The following is a 16,202-nucleotide window of genomic DNA, read 5'->3' on the forward strand; positions in this document are numbered from 1 at the left end:
GCCGGCATCTCCACCAAGGTGGCCGCCGGCCTTCTGGCCGGGGTCATTGCGGTGGGCGGAGCCACAGCCGGGATCACCACTCTGATGAACCGGGAGGAGGCCGCTCCGCCCCCTGTGGTGGAGGTGGTGGACCCCCAGCCGGACCTCCAGCCCCTTCCGGAGGTGGTGGAACCGGAACCCGAGCCGGAGCCCGAGCCTGAGCAGGAGCCGGAACCCGAACCGACCACAGAGCCGGAGCCGGAACCGGAGCCTGAACCCGAGCCCGAACCGGAACCAGAACCGGAGGCGACACCCTTCGCGGTGGCCCGGGGGCTGAGCATCGGCTCTCCCGCCACCTACTCCAATCTGCCCGCCCTCACGTTGAGCAATGACCCGGAGGTGACGGCCCTGCCCTCCACCTGCACCGTCGCCGCGCCTTCCGTTTCCACCAGCGGGCCGGACGGGGAGGGCTATGTGACCCACACCATCCGCTACAATGTGACCACCAAGTGCCACATGGCCACCACCAAGGCCGAGCCCTCCACCGCCCCCTATGTAATCTGGTTTGAGGGCTACAGCCTCTGTGACTACTACACCGGCACTACCTACTTTACGCCCCATCTGGACGGGGCCGAAGGACCGGCCAGCGACAGCGCCTCCGTCACCGGGGAGCATGACGGGAAGAGCTTTACCATCACCGGCAAGGCCAGCTCCCAGAAGCTGGCCGACGCCGGCAGCAACTGGGTGGAGAGCGAGAACCCGGACTACACCTATGAAATTCACTCTGACCTGGTGTATCAGATCACCCTGACCGTCCGCGCCCCGGCGGACTACGACGGGCTGATGCTGGGCCTCAATGTGGTGGACCAGCCCACCGCAACGGATGCAAAGCTGAATCTCTCCACCGCCAATCTGTCCCACTATCGGTTTGTCCGCATTGGCTGACCGGAAGCTGTGTGAAATGAGAAAGGAAGATGTGTGATGAAACAGATCAAGAAGTGTTTGGCCCTGCTGCTGACCGCGGCTCTCTGCGGGGGGCTGCTGTGCGTCTCTGCGGGAGCGGAGGCATCGGGCGACGCCGGGGGCTCCGTCATTCCGGAGGACCAGAGCCAGGGCGCGGTGCGGCAGGAGGGGGATATGGTCCATGTGGCCCTCTCCTACGGCACAGAGATTACCCTTACCTCCGCCGAGTTCGGGGGAACCGTGTCCTTCCCCGACCCCTGGTCCGGGGAGACGGTGACGCTGAAGACTATCATCGCCAAGCCGGGCTGTATCGCCTATGCCACCTCGGCCGACGGCCAGGTCCATACCGCAGAGGATGAGGGATACGCGGATATGGGCGGACCCGGCGATTACGAAAACTATGGGCGGCTGCTCTGCCATCACTACGGCGTGCAGGCCGACGGAACCCTGGCCATTGAGGGAATGAACGACTATGACCTGCTGGGCAACACCTATGCCCGCTTCGGCCTGGACGGCAATCTGTGGGGTTACAGCGTCTTTATTACCTTCTTCTACGCCGACGACGGGTGCTACTGGATCACCACCCGGGAGGCTCTGGACCTCTTTACCAGCCTCACCGGCATTGAGGAGACGGGCGCGCCGGAGAAACCCACCTTTACCGACGTGTCTCCCGACGCCTGGTACTACACCTTCGTGGAGACGGCGGCAAAGAAGGGCCTGTTCGCCGGGGCCGGAGACGGCACCTTCGCCCCCGAGGCCAATATGACCTACGCGGAGTTTCTCACCGTCCTCAGCCAGTTCTCCGGGGAGACCCTCACCCCCGTCACCGGCGGGGCCTGGTACGACACCTATGTGCAGTGGGCCCAGCCCCTCATCCCTGAGGGTATGAAGGAGCACTTTAATCCCACCGCTCCCATCACCCGTCAGGACATGGCCGCCCTCTTTGGAAACTTCCTGGAGCGGTATGACCACCCCGGGCAGCCGGTGAACGACCAGGTCCCCAGCTTTGTGGACTCCGGTGACGTGGCAGACTACGCTGCCGAGGGTGTCACCGCGGTCTACCAGATGGGCCTTATGTTCGGTGCGGATGGCAACCGATTCCTGCCCCTGGCTACCGCCACCCGGGCCCAGGTGGCCGTCACCATGGTGCAGATGGCACGGGTCATGGGGAAATGAGAGTTGAGAGCGAAGAGTTGAGAGCGAAGAGTTGAGCGTGAAGATAGACGGGAGGAAAGAGCATGAGAAGAACATGGTCCAGGGGGCTCAGCCTTCTCTTGTCCGCCACTCTGGTCCTGGGGCTGGGCTGCGGCACAGCGGGAGCCTATGGGGACATGCCCGGCGGGGCGGGCAGCACGTCCAGCAGCCATGAGCCGCTGGACCAGAGCCAGGGGGCCCTTACCCAGGAGTCGGGCATGGTGATCATCACCCAGCCCGACGGCACCGTCATTACCTATACCTCCGCCCACTTTGGGGGAAGGGTTTCCTTCCCGGAGCCGGGGCCCTACCCCATTGAGGAGCAGGCCGACCTGAAAACCATTATCGTGGAGCCCGGCTGCATCGCCTATGCCATCACCCCCGATGGCAAGGTGTACGACGGGGATGAGGAATTTGCGGAACTGGGGGTGCTGGAGTTTTGCCTGTTCGGAGTAAAGAGTGACGGCACCATTCAGCGGATTGGTTACAGCGGTGCCACGGCCATGGGCAACGTCTACGCCGGGTTTGGTGTGGATGTGGGCTACTTCCAGGAGTACAGCCTGGTGATGTGCACCTTCTACGGCGATGACAGCCGCTACTGGATGGTCACCCAGGAGGCTCTGGACCTCTTCACCAGCCTTACCGGCATTGAGGAGACGGGCGCGCCGGAGCAGCCTACCTTCAGCGATGTGTCTCCCGACGCCTGGTATTATAGCTTTGTGGAGATGGCGGCGGAGAAGGGTCTCTTTGCCGGCACCGGGGACGGTACCTTTGCCCCCGAGGCCAGCATGACCTACGCAGAGTTTCTCACCGTGCTCAGCCAGTTTTCCGGGGAGAGCCTCACCCCCGTCACCGGCGGGGCATGGTACGACACCTATGTGCAGTGGGCCCAGCCCCTCATCCCTGAGGGCATGAAGGAGCACTTTAACCCCACCGCCCCCATCACCCGCCAGGACATGGCCGCCCTCTTTGGAAACTTCCTGGAGCGGTATGACCATCCCGGGCAGCCGGTGAACAACCAGGTCCCCAGCTTTGTGGACACCGGTGACGTAGCGGACTACGCTGCCGACGGCGTCACGGCCGTCTACCAGATGGGCCTTATGTCCGGTGCGGACGGCAACCGCTTCCTGCCCCTGGCCACCGCCACCCGGGCGCAGGTGGCCGTCACCATGGTGCAGATGGCAAGAGTCATGGGGAAATGAGAGTTGAAAGCGAAGTGTTGAAAGTGAAGATAGACGGGAGGGAGAGAACGTGAGAAAGACATGGTCCAGGGGGCTCAGCCTCCTTTTATCTGCCGCCCTGGTCCTGGGGCTGGGCTGCGGCACGGCGGAGGCGGAGACCTTCGGAAATGGGGCAGGCGGCCGGGTCATTGACGAAAAAGAAAGCCAGGGCACCGTCGCCCAGGCCAACGGCCAGGTTACCTTTACCACGGCGGACTACGGGGTGGTGGTCACCCTCACCTCCGCCAGCCTGGGGGGTGACGTCCCCTTTACCGACCCCCACGACGGGGAGACCCAGATGCTGCACACCATCCTGGTGGAGCTGGGGTGTATCGGCTACTCCACCACCCCGGACGGCCGGGTGTTCACTGATGACAAGCAGGTCATGGAGACCGAGGAGTACTCCGCCCTGGGGATGCTGCGGTGCCACTATTATAACGTTCAGCAGGACGGCACCATCCAGGTCGAGGGCATAAACGACAACGACCTGCTGGGCAATTCCAGCGCCCGGTTCGGGCTGGGGACGGACGAGCGGTATGACTATGAATACAGCGTCCCCATGACTCTGTTTTACGCCGATGACGGGTGCTACTGGATCACCACCCAGGAGGCCCTGGACCTCTACTGCCAGATTACCGGTGTGGAGGTTCAGTCCGGCCCCACCTTCACTGACGTGTCCCCCGACGCCTGGTACTACACCTTTGTGGAGACGGCGGCGGAGAAGGGACTGTTCGCCGGGACCGGAGACGGTACCTTTGCCCCCGAGGCCAGCATGACCTACGCGGAGTTCCTCACCGTCCTCAGCCAGTTCTCCGGGGAGACTCTTACCCCCGTCACCGGTGGGGCCTGGTACGACACCTACGTGCAGTGGGCCCGGCCCCTCATCCCTGCGGGCATGCAGGAGCACTTTAACCCCACCGCCCCCATCACCCGTCAGGACATGGCCGCCCTCTTCGGAAACTTCCTGGAGCGGTATGACCATCCCGGGCAGCCAGTGAACAGCCAGGTGCCCAGCTTTGTGGACTCCGGTGACGTGGCAGATTACGCCGCCGACGGCGTTACCGCCGTCTACCAGATGGGACTTATGTCCGGTGCGGACGGCAACCGATTCCTGCCCCTGGCCACCGCCACCCGGGCCCAGGTGGCCGTTACCATGGTGCAGATGGCCCGGGTCATGGGGCGCTGAAGCGGCCCGGACCCATCCAAGTTCAGATGACATGAAGGAGCGATGCAGGCAATCCGCCTGCATCGCTCCTTTTTATGCCCGGACAAGGGGATTTCCCGGGGAACGCGCCTGTATTAGTTTACATAAAATGAAAAGCGTGGGCAGTTTCGGGCCAGTGGAAAAATTTTTAAAAAATCCAAAAAAATTTTGAACCCCATAAAACCGAATGAAACCCAGCCGGCACTATATGACAGAACGAGGCGCCCGGAGGCGTAAATCAAGCAGAGAGGAGGAAGTCCGCGGAGTGGAAAAACATCCGCCGCGGGCAAAGGGGTATGACAAGAGGAGAGTTTCGGGAGGAATTGCGTCGGGCCAACGATCAGGCACGAGTGGATCAAGAGCGGAAAGAGTGGTGGGAGCGGGAGCGGCAGAACAGGACCTTCTGGGACCTGAAGTCCCTGAGCGGTGTCGCCCTGATTCTCGCCCTTGTGGGCACGGTGCTGTATGTGGGATTGGTGCTGCTGGTGGGAGGATTGGTGCTGCTGTCGTGGCCCTATACCATTCGTGAGATGATCCAGGCCTATCAGGGCGGCTTCTCCATGGAGGGCCCCGCCCTCACCGTCCTTCTGGTCATCCTGGCAGGGATGCTGCTCCGGGACATCAAGGAGACCCGGGCCACCTCCCATGCCCCCTGGAAGCGCTATATGCTGCTCTCCACCCTGGTGACCGCTCTCATCGGCCAGTGCATGTCCCTGAGCTGGGGAATGGCCACGATGGAGACCATGCTGAGCTACGCCGCCAACGGCTTTGCCCTGAGTCTGCTGCCCGCCCTCATCCTCTACTACGTGGAGTTCAAAACCCAGGGCTATCGGCGCTTTGCCGCCATGCTGGCCGCTGAGGTCCGCTGCCGGGTCAAGGGGGAAGGCACCACCTTCCTGGTCATGGGCATTCTGGTGCTCATCCTGGCCCTGCTCATGCTGCTGGCTCGGGTGATCGGTCAGCCCGGCGCCACCTGGGAACTGGTTCTGATGCCTCTGGGCGTGGGCCTGCTCAGCCTGTACATCGCCAAGGCGGGCGACTGACCTTCAGCCCATGGACAGAGCCATCACAGCGCCGGTTTCCCGCGCTCCCCCCGAGTTCTCCCGCCAAAACGGATATGGAGCCGGCATTTGGGGCCGAAACAGACAAAAACGGCCCGGACAGAGCCGGACCGTGGGAAAAAACCCTTGCACTTCCAAATATTATGCAGTACAATGTGACCAAGGCGAATAAAAAGGGCAGGACATGAGGGACGGCCATCCCTCATGTCCCTATGCAGGAGACGAGACCTCCCACACAGCAGGATTACTGCGCCACTCCCATTATAATGGTACTTTCTCCGTTTTACAAGGGGAAATGTGCAATGGGCTTTGTGTGCTGAATTAGGGCTGTGCAGGGATTACTATACCTGCACAGCCCTTTTGTTCGCCCCAACTGGAATTTGCCTGGGGGATGGAATACCCATGCCCGGGCACCGTTGGGGGGCTGCACAGAGACTGTTTGGTGGATTGTACCATTTTTTTACAATGAGGATGCTCCAGAGAATTTTTTGGCATTTTGTGCCGTGCTTCTCGGAATCCTCCCCGGCTGACTGATCCGGCCGGCCCCGTCTCAGGACGGAATCTGTTATCCCCGTTGGGTCGAACTACATGATATCAAGAAAGGCAAGGTCATTCCTGTATGGAAGTATCGTTCATCACCTCCTACCTCACGTTTTACTTGAAGGGGCATGTGAAGTGCGACAATAATTTTGTGAACATCTCTTGCCCCAACACCATTCTGAAGCTCATTCCCCTGGGCTCTCTGAATAAGACGTTCCCCGTGGAGCAGGTCTCCTCGGTCAACTCCAACTTCAAAGTCACGCTGGGCTCGCTGCTGTGGGGCGTACTCATCACCATTATGGGATTGGGCTCTCTGAGCTCCAGCCTCCTGCTTGCCCTGATTTTTACCGCGGTGGGCGTGCTGATGGTGCTGGGTTCGCTGCAGACGGCCGTGTACATCACCGTGGCCGGCAACGACTACCTGATCCCCATTATTTTCCTGGAAAAGGATAAGGCCGAGCAGATCTGCTCCGGCATCCAGGCCATGATCGCCAACCGCTACAGCGACACCAACGTCCGTGTCCACACCGAAAAGTCCACCGACCGACTGGTGGATGCCATCAACAGCATGTCCCGCAAGTGACGGGATCTGTACAAAGCCCGCGCTGCTGGTCACTCTTCCGCAGCGCAGGCTTTTTCTTTTTCCTCCCGCCGCTTCGGGGAACCAAAAATCCTCAAAAACTTCTGAGCGAGTAAAACCGATTGCTTCTGTTTTGGCACTAAGAATCAGAATACAAAATGGAAGGAGCATTCCTATGAAACGATGGATCAAACGAATTTCTGCCCTGGCTCTGTCCGCCGTCCTGCTGGCGGGAGCGGCCACGATTCCCGCCGGAGCGGCGGCAGTGGGTGGCTTCCGGGACGTGAGCGAGACGGCCTACTACGCCGACGCGGTGGAGTGGGCGGTGGAGCATGGCGTCACCGCCGGCACCTCGGACACCACTTTCTCCCCCGGGGACACCGTCACCCGGGGCCAGGCGGTGACCTTCCTGTGGGCCGCCGCCGGCTGGCCCGAGCCCAAGTCCAGCACCTCCCCCTTTGAGGATGTGACCAGCCCCGCCCTCTTTTACTACAAGCCCGTGCTCTGGGCGGTGGAAAACGGCATCACCGCCGGAGTGAGCGCCACCCAGTTCGGCCCCGACCTCCCCCTGGCCTATGACCAGATTTTCCTCTTCCTCTGCCGGGCGGCCCGGGAGGACCCCGGCCCCGGCAACTGGTCGGAGGCCGCCGTCCGGTGGGCCCAGTCCGCCGGGCTGACCCAGGAGCTGACCTTCTCCGCCGGGGCCTCCTGCCCCCGGTCCGACGTGGTCTACTGCCTGTGGAAGCAACTGGGAGACGGGGAGGAGACCACCCAGAAGCCCACAGGCCCGGAGAAGCCGGTCCTGGACAACCGGGAGGGGGCCACCCTGGCCATCACCACCGGCTTTTTGGACCGGAAGTCCGCCATTGACATCAGCGCCTTTGGCCTGGAGGCCTCCCAGGCGGAGCAGCTGGCCCTGGAGATTGCCGACCTGAACGGGGCCAACCCCTACGGCATCACCAGTCTGAACGCCTATGAGCAGGACGGACAGATTGCCAAGACCCTGGCGGTGTACTATTCCAGCACCACCGTCTCTGATACCACAGTGGCCTCCAGCGACTGGCGTTACGTCTCCGACGCGGCCCTGGCGGAAGCTGACCGGGTGGTGGGGAAGCTCATCACCGCCGGAATGAGCGACTATGACGTGGTCAAGACCCTCCACGACTATCTGGTCACCCACTGTGACTACGACTACCGGGTGGACATCGGCAACATGCCCTTTGTCTCCTACCAGGCCGAGGGGGCCCTGCTGAAGGGGACCGCCGTGTGCGGCGGCTACGCCAAGGCCTACGAGATCCTGCTGGAGGCCGCCCACATCCCCTGCGAGACCATCACCGGCTACGCCGGGGGCTACCACGCCTGGAACCTGGTGCAGGTGGACGGAGCGTGGTACCACGTGGACACCACCTGGGACGACCCCACCACCCGGGGAGGCGACTATGTCCGTTACGACTACTTCCTGAAAAGCGACAAGGTGATGGTCAGCCGCAGCCACCGGAACTGGGAGGAGCTCCACACCTGCACCAGCACCAAGTATGATGAGGACCTGATGGACTCCACGGACCAGGACATGGCCGAGGAGCGGCAGAAGCAGGTGGACGCCATTCTGGCCGCCTGTGCCCCCGCCCTGGCTGGGGTCCCCACCTGGACCCAGGCGGAGCTCCAGGCCTTCACCGATGAGCAGCTCAGTGACAGGCTGTACTTCACCATCGACCTCTCCAAGACCGGCTTTGATTCCAACACCCTGTCCAAGTACCGCCAGGAGGTAATGGACGCAATCATCGCCCAACATCCGGAGTTTGCCTATGGCTCCTTCAGCGCCCAGAAGATGCAGTTCGAGTTCCGCCGCGCTGACGTGGCCGCGGAGCAGCAGCGCCGCCGGGATGAGGCCAAGGCGGAGCAGGAGCAGCAGCAGACCCAGGACGAGGCCACCGCCCGGGCGGAGATCGTGCCCATCCTGGAGAAGGCCATCGCCGACATGGACTGCTACACCAAGACGGTGACCCTCACCGGCTACACCGACGGGGCGGTCAAGGCCGCCGTCAAGGTCATGTCGGAGAGCGGATATTCCTTTGGCGGATATACCTATCGGGATGACTATACCATCAGCGTCAAGTCCGGCGGGGCGGTGAGCCTCACCAACAAAAAGTGGGCCGCGGCGGAGAAACAGCGGTATCTGGACCAGATCGACGCGGCCATTGACGCCGGGGAACTGGAGATCCTGCTCCAGCCCACCCACTACGCCGACCGGCCCGACCAGCCCTGGTACTACGCCTCCCAGGCGGCCACCGCGGCCAAGGGGAATGGCCACACCACCCCCGGCGGCTTGGCGGCGGGCACGGACTACGAAATCCTCAAGACCTCCATCCGCTCGGGCACCAACGAGTTCCTCGTCCAAATTCGCTATCTGAACCAGCCCCAGCTGGACCCGGAGACAGCGGTGAAGGACTACATCGCCCGCATTCAGGAGGCTATCCGGGCGGGGGAGACGGAGCTTTTGTTCCAGTACGAGGATGACGTCCAGATGGGCTATCTCCGGGAGGCCTGTAAGACGGTGGGGGACAGCACCCGCGGGTCCGCCTACTCCTTCGACGGCTACACCGCCGGGGAGGACTACTGGGTCAGTTACCAAACCGGCACCGCTGAGACCAGAATCTTCCGGGTCACCATCGGCTATCCCACGGGGGAATAAGAGCTTGAAAATGGCTGCCGCCCCCTCGAGCTCCCCCCGCCCATTCCGGAACGAAACGCCTCGCTCAGGAACTTTTTGACCGTCAGCGCACACCGGGCAGAAATTTTTCTGCCCGGTGTGCTTTTTTCTGCCCCCTTCAAGCGGTAAGGTAAAGTTATACATACAGCTCACCGCCCGGAAGCAGCAGAAGGACCGGGCCCGGACGGCGGCCCGGTGTGCGGGAAAAATTTTTGAATTTGATAAAACCAAGCCCTGGGTATCTGGTTCTACATACTTGTAGACGATCATTTGGGCAGGGAGGAAGAGCCGTGCTTTGGCCAGCTTTGCCGGCGCGCCCCAAGCTGGGCGGGTTTGCTGACCCGGCATTGGAGGGGCGCGCCGCTTCAAAACCATAAGACCAAATGAAACCGCTATGGTCCGGCCTGCCCCCGGCAGGCAAGGGGACAGCAAACAAAAAGGGGGAGGATAAAAACTCCGCCATCCAGGATGGCGGGAGATCTGGATGGAATTTGCATGGAACCACTCAATCGGAAAGGAGACTATGTGATGAAAAACCGACTGATATCGCTGCTGCTGACCGGGGCGCTTGCCCTGTCCCTGGTGACGATTCCCACCGCAGCGGCGGGGAGCGCACCTGTGGAATCGGACAACCGGAACGATCAGGACTATTCCGTCTGGTCCACGCCGGTAAATTCCTATTTGATGGAAAACCGGGCCGGCGGCCTGACCCGGGTGGAGTACACCGGCGGCCAGATCGTGGTGGAGGACTATTCCTCCGACTTTGTGTTCCAGTCCGGCCGGACCATCCCCATGGAGCTGTCCATTTGGGGCGGCTTTTTTGCCGGGGCGGACTACAACTTCTTTGTGTTTGGCCAGAAAAACCCCACGGAGAGCGACCGCACCGAGGTCATCCGGGTGGTAAAGTATTCCAAGGACTGGCAGCGCCTGGGCCAGGCCAGCCTGTACGGGGCCAACACCACCGTGCCCTTTGACGCGGGCTCCCTGCGCATGGACGAGTACGGCGGGTATCTGTACATCCGCACCTGCCATGAAATGTACACCAGCAGCGACGGACTGAACCACCAGGCCAACCTGACCATGGCGGTGCGCCAGAGCGACATGACCGTCACCGACTCCTACTATAAGGTGATGAACACCGACTACGGCTATGTGAGCCACTCCTTCAACCAGTTTATCCTGGTGGACGAGGAGGGCCGGATCGTCACCCTGGACCACGGGGACGCCTATCCCCGGGCCATGACCTTCATGCGCTACTACGCCGACGCGGGCACGGGGAAATTCTCCGGCTCGGGCTATGGAGCCTGGTGCAGCGTGGGTCTGCAGCGTTCCTTTGCCGGTGCGGTGGGCGCCAACACCACCGGCGCCTCCGTGGGCGGCCTGGCGGAGACCAGCAGCTGCTACATGATGGCCTACAACTATGACGGCGAGGCGGGCACCGGGCCCCGAAACGTCTACCTCCAGGCCATGGACATTGCCACCGGCAAGGGCCGGGACTATCAGATCACCCAGAGCGGCGGCAGCACCACCCCTGTGCTGGCTCCCACCGGCCTGAATGGCGGCTATCTGCTGTGGAACGGAAAGGACAACTACACCGTCAACGACACCCTCTACTACCTCTCCTACGGGGCCGACGGCGTGCCCGGTCAGACCCGGACCGCCCAGGCGCCCCTGTCCGACTGCCAGCCCATTCCCTACCGCAGCGGCGTGGTGTGGTACGTCACCGACGACTCTGCCCCGGTGTTCTATACCCTGGACAGCAGCGGCGTGACCGCCCACAAGAGCGAGGCCGGCCAGCAGCCGGAGCCCGAGCCCGAACCCGAACCGGACCCCGGCCAGGGGGAGGGGACCCTTCCCGCGGGCGGCGGCAACCATACCCTCTCCAGCCAGATGGCGATTCTGGCCGACGGCACCCTGGCGGTCTGGGGCTCGGCCAAGGCGGACGACTGGGATGAGAAGCTGGAGACGGTGGGCTCCGGCTATGTGGCGGTGAGCCAGCTGGGCACGGACTTTTTTGCCCTGAAGGCCGATGGCACCCTGTGCGGCTGGGGCAGGACCAAGCTGCCCACCATCACCACCAAGGAGCCCACCCAGCTCCTGACCGGGGTCAAACAGCTGAGCGGCTTTATGGCCCTGAAGAACGACGGGACGGTCTGGTGTGTCCAGGGTCTGGACCCCGTCTATGTCACCGGCGACGCCAAGCAGGTCAGCTACGATGGCGTAACCGGCATCATACTGAAAAACGACGGTACAGTCTATGCCTGGGAGGGGGGCAGCGCCCCCGCGCTGGAGCGGGCCCCGCTGGAGAAGGTCCGCTTTGTCTCCGGCTATATGGCGATCCTGGAAAACGGGGAGCTGTGGTACTGGGGACGCAGCAACGACTTCGGCATCAGCGGAACGGGCTCCCAGGTCCTGAACGGGCCGGTCAAGGTGATGGACAACGTGGCCAATGTCTGGGGAGAAAACGTGGGCCGGGCCGTGGTGCCCTCCGTGTTTGCCCTGACCGAGGACGGCAGCCTGTACAGCTGGGGCGTCAACACCTACAATCAGCTGGGCTACCAGGGGGGCAACCGGGAATATGAGCTCAGCTCCTCCATCTTTGGGGAGAACGCAGGCACCATGCCCTACCAGGATATCCCCAAGCGGGTCAATATCTCCGACGTGGCCGATGTGAGCAACGTAAACGCCACGACCATGATTTTGAAAACCGACGGCACCATCTGGGCGGTGGGCAACAACGCCAACTCCGACGCCCTGCTCCCGCCGGAAATTGAGCGGGTGGACACCCTCACCCAGGTGCTGGAGGGCGGTCTGCTCCCCGGCGATTCCACGGAGCAGACCGACAAGCCCTCCTTCTCCGACGTGTCCGCCTCCCACTGGGCCAGCGAGGCCATCGGCTACGCCGTGGAGCGGGGCTACTTCTCCGGAACCGGAGCGGGAACCTTCTCCCCGGACGGCACCATGACCCGGGCCATGCTCTGGACGGTGCTGGCCCGCATGGACGGCTACACCGGAACGGCCAAGCCCGGTGATCCCTGGTATCAGAATGGCCGGGACTGGGCCATGGCCAACGGCATCAGCGACGGCACCAACCCGGACGGCAGCATCACCCGGGAACAGTTTGCCGCCATGCTCTATAACTTTGCCGCCCACACCGGAGCTTCCACGAAGAAGGATGACACGGTACTCAGCCAGTTCAGCGACCGGGGGTCCATCTCCGCCTACGCCGTGAATGCCATGGCCTGGGCGGTGACCAACGGCATTATGTCCGGCACCAGCGCCACCACCATCTCGCCCACCGGACTTGCCACCCGGGCCCAGGCGGCTGTCATGCTCATGCGGCTGGACCAGCTGCGCCAGGGATAACGCTCCCTGCACGGGTGAATCCAATCATTTCACGCTGCGCGGCAGCATTCCCCCCGCCCTTTTGGCCAAAAAGGGCGGGGGTTCTCTGTGTATAGGGAACATGGAAAGGCGGCCTGGGCGAAACCACCCATCCGGACAGAAAATTGCAGTTGACTTTGCAGAAAGATTCCCTCAGACTGGGGATAGAACAGGCGATTTCCAGGGCGTTGACACAGAAAATACAAATGGGAGTTCTATACTGTGGGCAAAGGGGGGAGAAGGATGGCACATAAAATTTTGATAGTGGAGGACGAGCCCAAGCTGCGGGAGGTGCTGTGCGACTATCTGAGCAGTCGGGGAGAGCGCCCTGTGGAGGCACAGGACGGGATGCAGGCGCTGGAGCGGCTGGAAGAAGAGAACTTTGACGCGGTGCTTCTGGACATTATGATGCCCAGACTGGACGGGCTGTCCGTATGCCGGGCGGTACGGCGGGACAACGATGTTCCCATCATCCTGTTGACGGCGCTGTCTGATGAGGAGGACAAGCTGCTGGGCTATGAGCTGGGGGCGGACGACTATGTGACCAAGCCCTTCACCATGTCGGTGCTTTACGCCAAGCTCATCGCCCTCATCAAACGCAACGAGCGCAATGTCCTCTCCGGCGACCGGATGGAGGCGGGGGGCATTACCCTGGACCTGGCCCGGCAGCGGGTGTTTGCCGGCAAGCGGGAGGTGGCGCTGACTCCCAAGGAATTTGCCCTTCTCCGCTGCCTGATGCAGAACAAGGGCCTGGTGCTGAGCCGGGAGCAGCTGCTCATCCGATGCTGGGGCTGCGACTACGAGGGAGAGAGCCGGGCGGTGGACACCCACATCAAGCGCCTGCGGGAGAAACTGGGGGAGCATGCCGCCTGCATCAAGACGGTCATTAAGGCGGGGTATCGATTGGAGGGGTGACGGTGAAGAAAATCGGCAGAGGATTCTGGCTTGCTGCCGGTGCGCTGATACTCTGGGCCATATGGGATGGTTGGCGCTATGCCGGCGCTGACCGGAGCCTGAGCTCCTATTACGAGGGGGCCGGCCTTTTGCAGCAGCTGGTGCATCACCCGTTGGTTTGGGCCTTGGGAAAGGTGCTGCTTGGCGGCCTGCTCCTGTTCGCTGGGTGGAAACAGGGAAAGAGCGGGAAGGGGGTGGCTGCACGGACTGCCATCACCGGACTTGTGAGCCTGGCGGTGCTGGGAACCTGGGGGGTGTCCATGTACTGTGTGACGGCGGTGGCGGCGGAATATGCCGCTGCGCGGTATCTGGCCGCCTATGAGGACTATGCATCCACTCTGGCGGAACGCAATGCTGCGCCCTGGCTGGGAAAGGGCCACGACCTCACCTACAAAAATTATGACATCGCACGGATTTGGGCAGCGGTGGAGGAGGGAGGCCATGCCAATTCCTTCCAGACATACCGCGCTGCCGGGGAGGAAACGGGAGGCTTCTTGAAGCTTCCGGACCGGGACCGGGCCTGGTCAGCTGCCGCCGTCTACGACGGGGAGGGCAATCTGCTGGCCTGCAGCTGGGAGGATTTCTTTACCTTTGAGTACCTCACGGAGGAGCAGTGGAACCGCCGGGAGGAGCGCTCCCGGAACAACGCCCGGGCCCTGTTTGACCGGGCCAAGCTGACGCAGGCGGGGCGGGAGATAGTGCAGGACGGGAGCCTGTCCCTTGACGCCCGGGCGCTGCGGCTGACCGGCAGCTTTGACGGGGTGGAATTGATCCCCCGGACCGTTGAAGCCATTGACTGGGAGATGTTTGATGAGGCTCTGCGGGCCAGAGGATCCGGCTCGTACACAGTCTCGGGCCTGGTGCAGGATTCCGGCCTGCCCTGGATTTCCCTCTATGAGGACCCGGAGGCTGTCGCCTCGGAGGGGGAGGTCATCACGCTTTACTCCGATTGGTTCGACGTGTGCTATGAACAGCCATCCCCCGGTTTTTTCTATCAGGGAAATGGGTATGACGGCCTGGACACCTTGGTTTCAGAGCTGGGGCCCCGGCTGGCGGGTGGGTGGAAGCGCATGGCCCGCTATGAGGGACTGGACCTCATTTTACCAAGTGTCAATTACTGCATGGAGGTGGATGGAGAACTCCGTTATAGCCCCTACTACCATGGCCGGGAGGACAGTGGAACGGTCTGGGTTTATACCGTCAGTGCCGTGTACTGCTCCCCCTGGCGCACGGCGGGGGAAGAGCTGTGGCAGGTGTATCTTCTGACCTTCCTGCTGGCCGTCGGGCTGATTCTGCTGGTGCGGGCCAGAGTGCAGCGCTGCCTGATTAAGCCGGTCCGACAGGTGGGGGAGGCCATGGGAAGCGGAGACAGCCGGAGCTGGAAGAACGTAGAAGACGTGTGGATGTGGCGGGAGGGCCGGGTTCTGCGGGAGGAATTGCGGAACTGGAGCGACCGGATGGGTATGCAAAGTAATGAGATTACCCGGCTGAACACCGCCCTGGAGTATGCCAGAGAGGCGGAGGAGAACCGGCGGCAGATGACGTCCAGCATTGCCCATGAGCTGAAGACGCCCCTGGCCGTCATCCACAGCTATGCAGAGGGGCTGAAGGAGCATGCCGCCGAGGAGAAGCGGGACAAGTACATTGACGTCATCCTGTCTGAGACGGAGCGCATAGACGGCATGGTGCTGGAGATGCTGGACCTCAGCCGCCTGGAGGCGGGCAGAGTGAAGCTGTCCCGGGATGATGTCTCCATCCTTGCCTTGACCAAGTCCATTTTTGAACGGCTGGAGGCCCAGGCACGGGCAAAAGACCTCCGCATTTCCTTTGACGTTCCGGAAGAGGTTACGGTTGTGGCGGATGAGAGCCGGATTGCCCAGGTAATTGAGAACTTTGCCGCAAATGCCGTTCAATACACCCCGGAGGGCGGCCGCATTACGGTCAGAATCAAAAACAGCAAAGGAAAAACCTCGTTTGCCATTGAGAATGAGAGCCCTCCGCTACCAGAGGAAGCACTTCATAAGGTGTGGGATACCTTCTACCGGGCGGACGAGTCCCGGTCCGGCCGGGGGACCGGGCTTGGGCTGGCCATAGCTAAGCATATCATAGAGCTGCATGGCGGCCAGTGCTCGGTGCGAAATACCGTGTCAGGCGTGGAGTTCCGCTTTACCATCTGATGCATGGAGCACGGCACCACATAACCAAACTGCAAGGGGAAAGCAGGCCTCGGGATCTGATTCCGAAGGCCTGCTTCATTTTTGCGGCGCGGGGGTGAAATCGCAAAAGTCCCGCTGTGGAACTTAACTTGAATCTCTCGGGGGAAAACGGTATAATAGCCAGTGATTTAGCGTGAAAAATCGGAAGAATAAAGCCGGCTGGCCGCTCTGCAAAGCAGGGCGCGGGCCCGGTAGGA

10 protein-coding genes are annotated in these 16,202 nt (G+C 62.1%); all 10 read left to right on the forward strand.

Annotated elements, in window-relative coordinates:
* Positions 1–924, forward strand: a 924-nt coding sequence (locus DWX58_RS09350; protein WP_199648753.1) for a hypothetical protein, incomplete at its 5' end; no start/stop codon positions are given.
* A gap of 36 nt (positions 925–960) precedes the next feature.
* Positions 961–2,118 carry an S-layer homology domain-containing protein gene (locus DWX58_RS09355; RefSeq protein ID WP_118643250.1) on the forward strand — a complete coding sequence of 386 codons (1,158 nt, stop codon included), beginning with the start codon at positions 961–963 and terminating at the stop codon, positions 2,116–2,118.
* Positions 2,119–2,180: 62 nt separating this feature from the next.
* Positions 2,181–3,338 (forward strand): S-layer homology domain-containing protein, encoded by a 1,158-nt coding sequence (locus DWX58_RS09360; RefSeq protein ID WP_118643252.1) that lies wholly within the window; start codon positions 2,181–2,183, stop codon positions 3,336–3,338.
* A gap of 49 nt (positions 3,339–3,387) precedes the next feature.
* Positions 3,388–4,542, forward strand: coding sequence for an S-layer homology domain-containing protein (locus tag DWX58_RS09365; RefSeq protein ID WP_118643254.1), 1,155 nt, complete (start codon positions 3,388–3,390; stop codon positions 4,540–4,542).
* Between the two features lie 314 nt (positions 4,543–4,856).
* Positions 4,857–5,603, forward strand: coding sequence for a hypothetical protein (locus tag DWX58_RS09370; protein ID WP_147382258.1), 747 nt, complete (start codon positions 4,857–4,859; stop codon positions 5,601–5,603).
* A gap of 637 nt (positions 5,604–6,240) precedes the next feature.
* On the forward strand, positions 6,241–6,744 hold the full coding sequence (locus tag DWX58_RS09375; RefSeq protein ID WP_118643258.1) for a hypothetical protein: 504 nt from the start codon (positions 6,241–6,243) through the stop codon (positions 6,742–6,744).
* A gap of 172 nt (positions 6,745–6,916) precedes the next feature.
* Positions 6,917–9,433, forward strand: coding sequence for an S-layer homology domain-containing protein (locus tag DWX58_RS09380; protein ID WP_158579241.1), 2,517 nt, complete (start codon positions 6,917–6,919; stop codon positions 9,431–9,433).
* 546 nt (positions 9,434–9,979) lie between these two features.
* Positions 9,980–12,817, forward strand: a complete 2,838-nt coding sequence (locus DWX58_RS09385) for an S-layer homology domain-containing protein (RefSeq protein ID WP_118643262.1) — start codon at positions 9,980–9,982, stop codon at positions 12,815–12,817.
* Between the two features lie 261 nt (positions 12,818–13,078).
* The gene (locus DWX58_RS09390) at positions 13,079–13,750 is read left to right on the forward strand and encodes a response regulator transcription factor (RefSeq protein WP_118643264.1); all 672 of its coding nucleotides are present in this window, start codon (positions 13,079–13,081) and stop codon (positions 13,748–13,750) included.
* 2 nt (positions 13,751–13,752) lie between these two features.
* Positions 13,753–15,966, forward strand: a complete 2,214-nt coding sequence (locus DWX58_RS09395) for a HAMP domain-containing sensor histidine kinase (protein WP_118643266.1) — start codon at positions 13,753–13,755, stop codon at positions 15,964–15,966.
* Positions 15,967–16,202 lie beyond the last annotated feature (236 nt).

The sequence above is a fragment of the Pseudoflavonifractor sp. AF19-9AC genome, assembly GCF_003478995.1.
Lineage (GTDB): Bacteria > Bacillota > Clostridia > Oscillospirales > Oscillospiraceae > Lawsonibacter.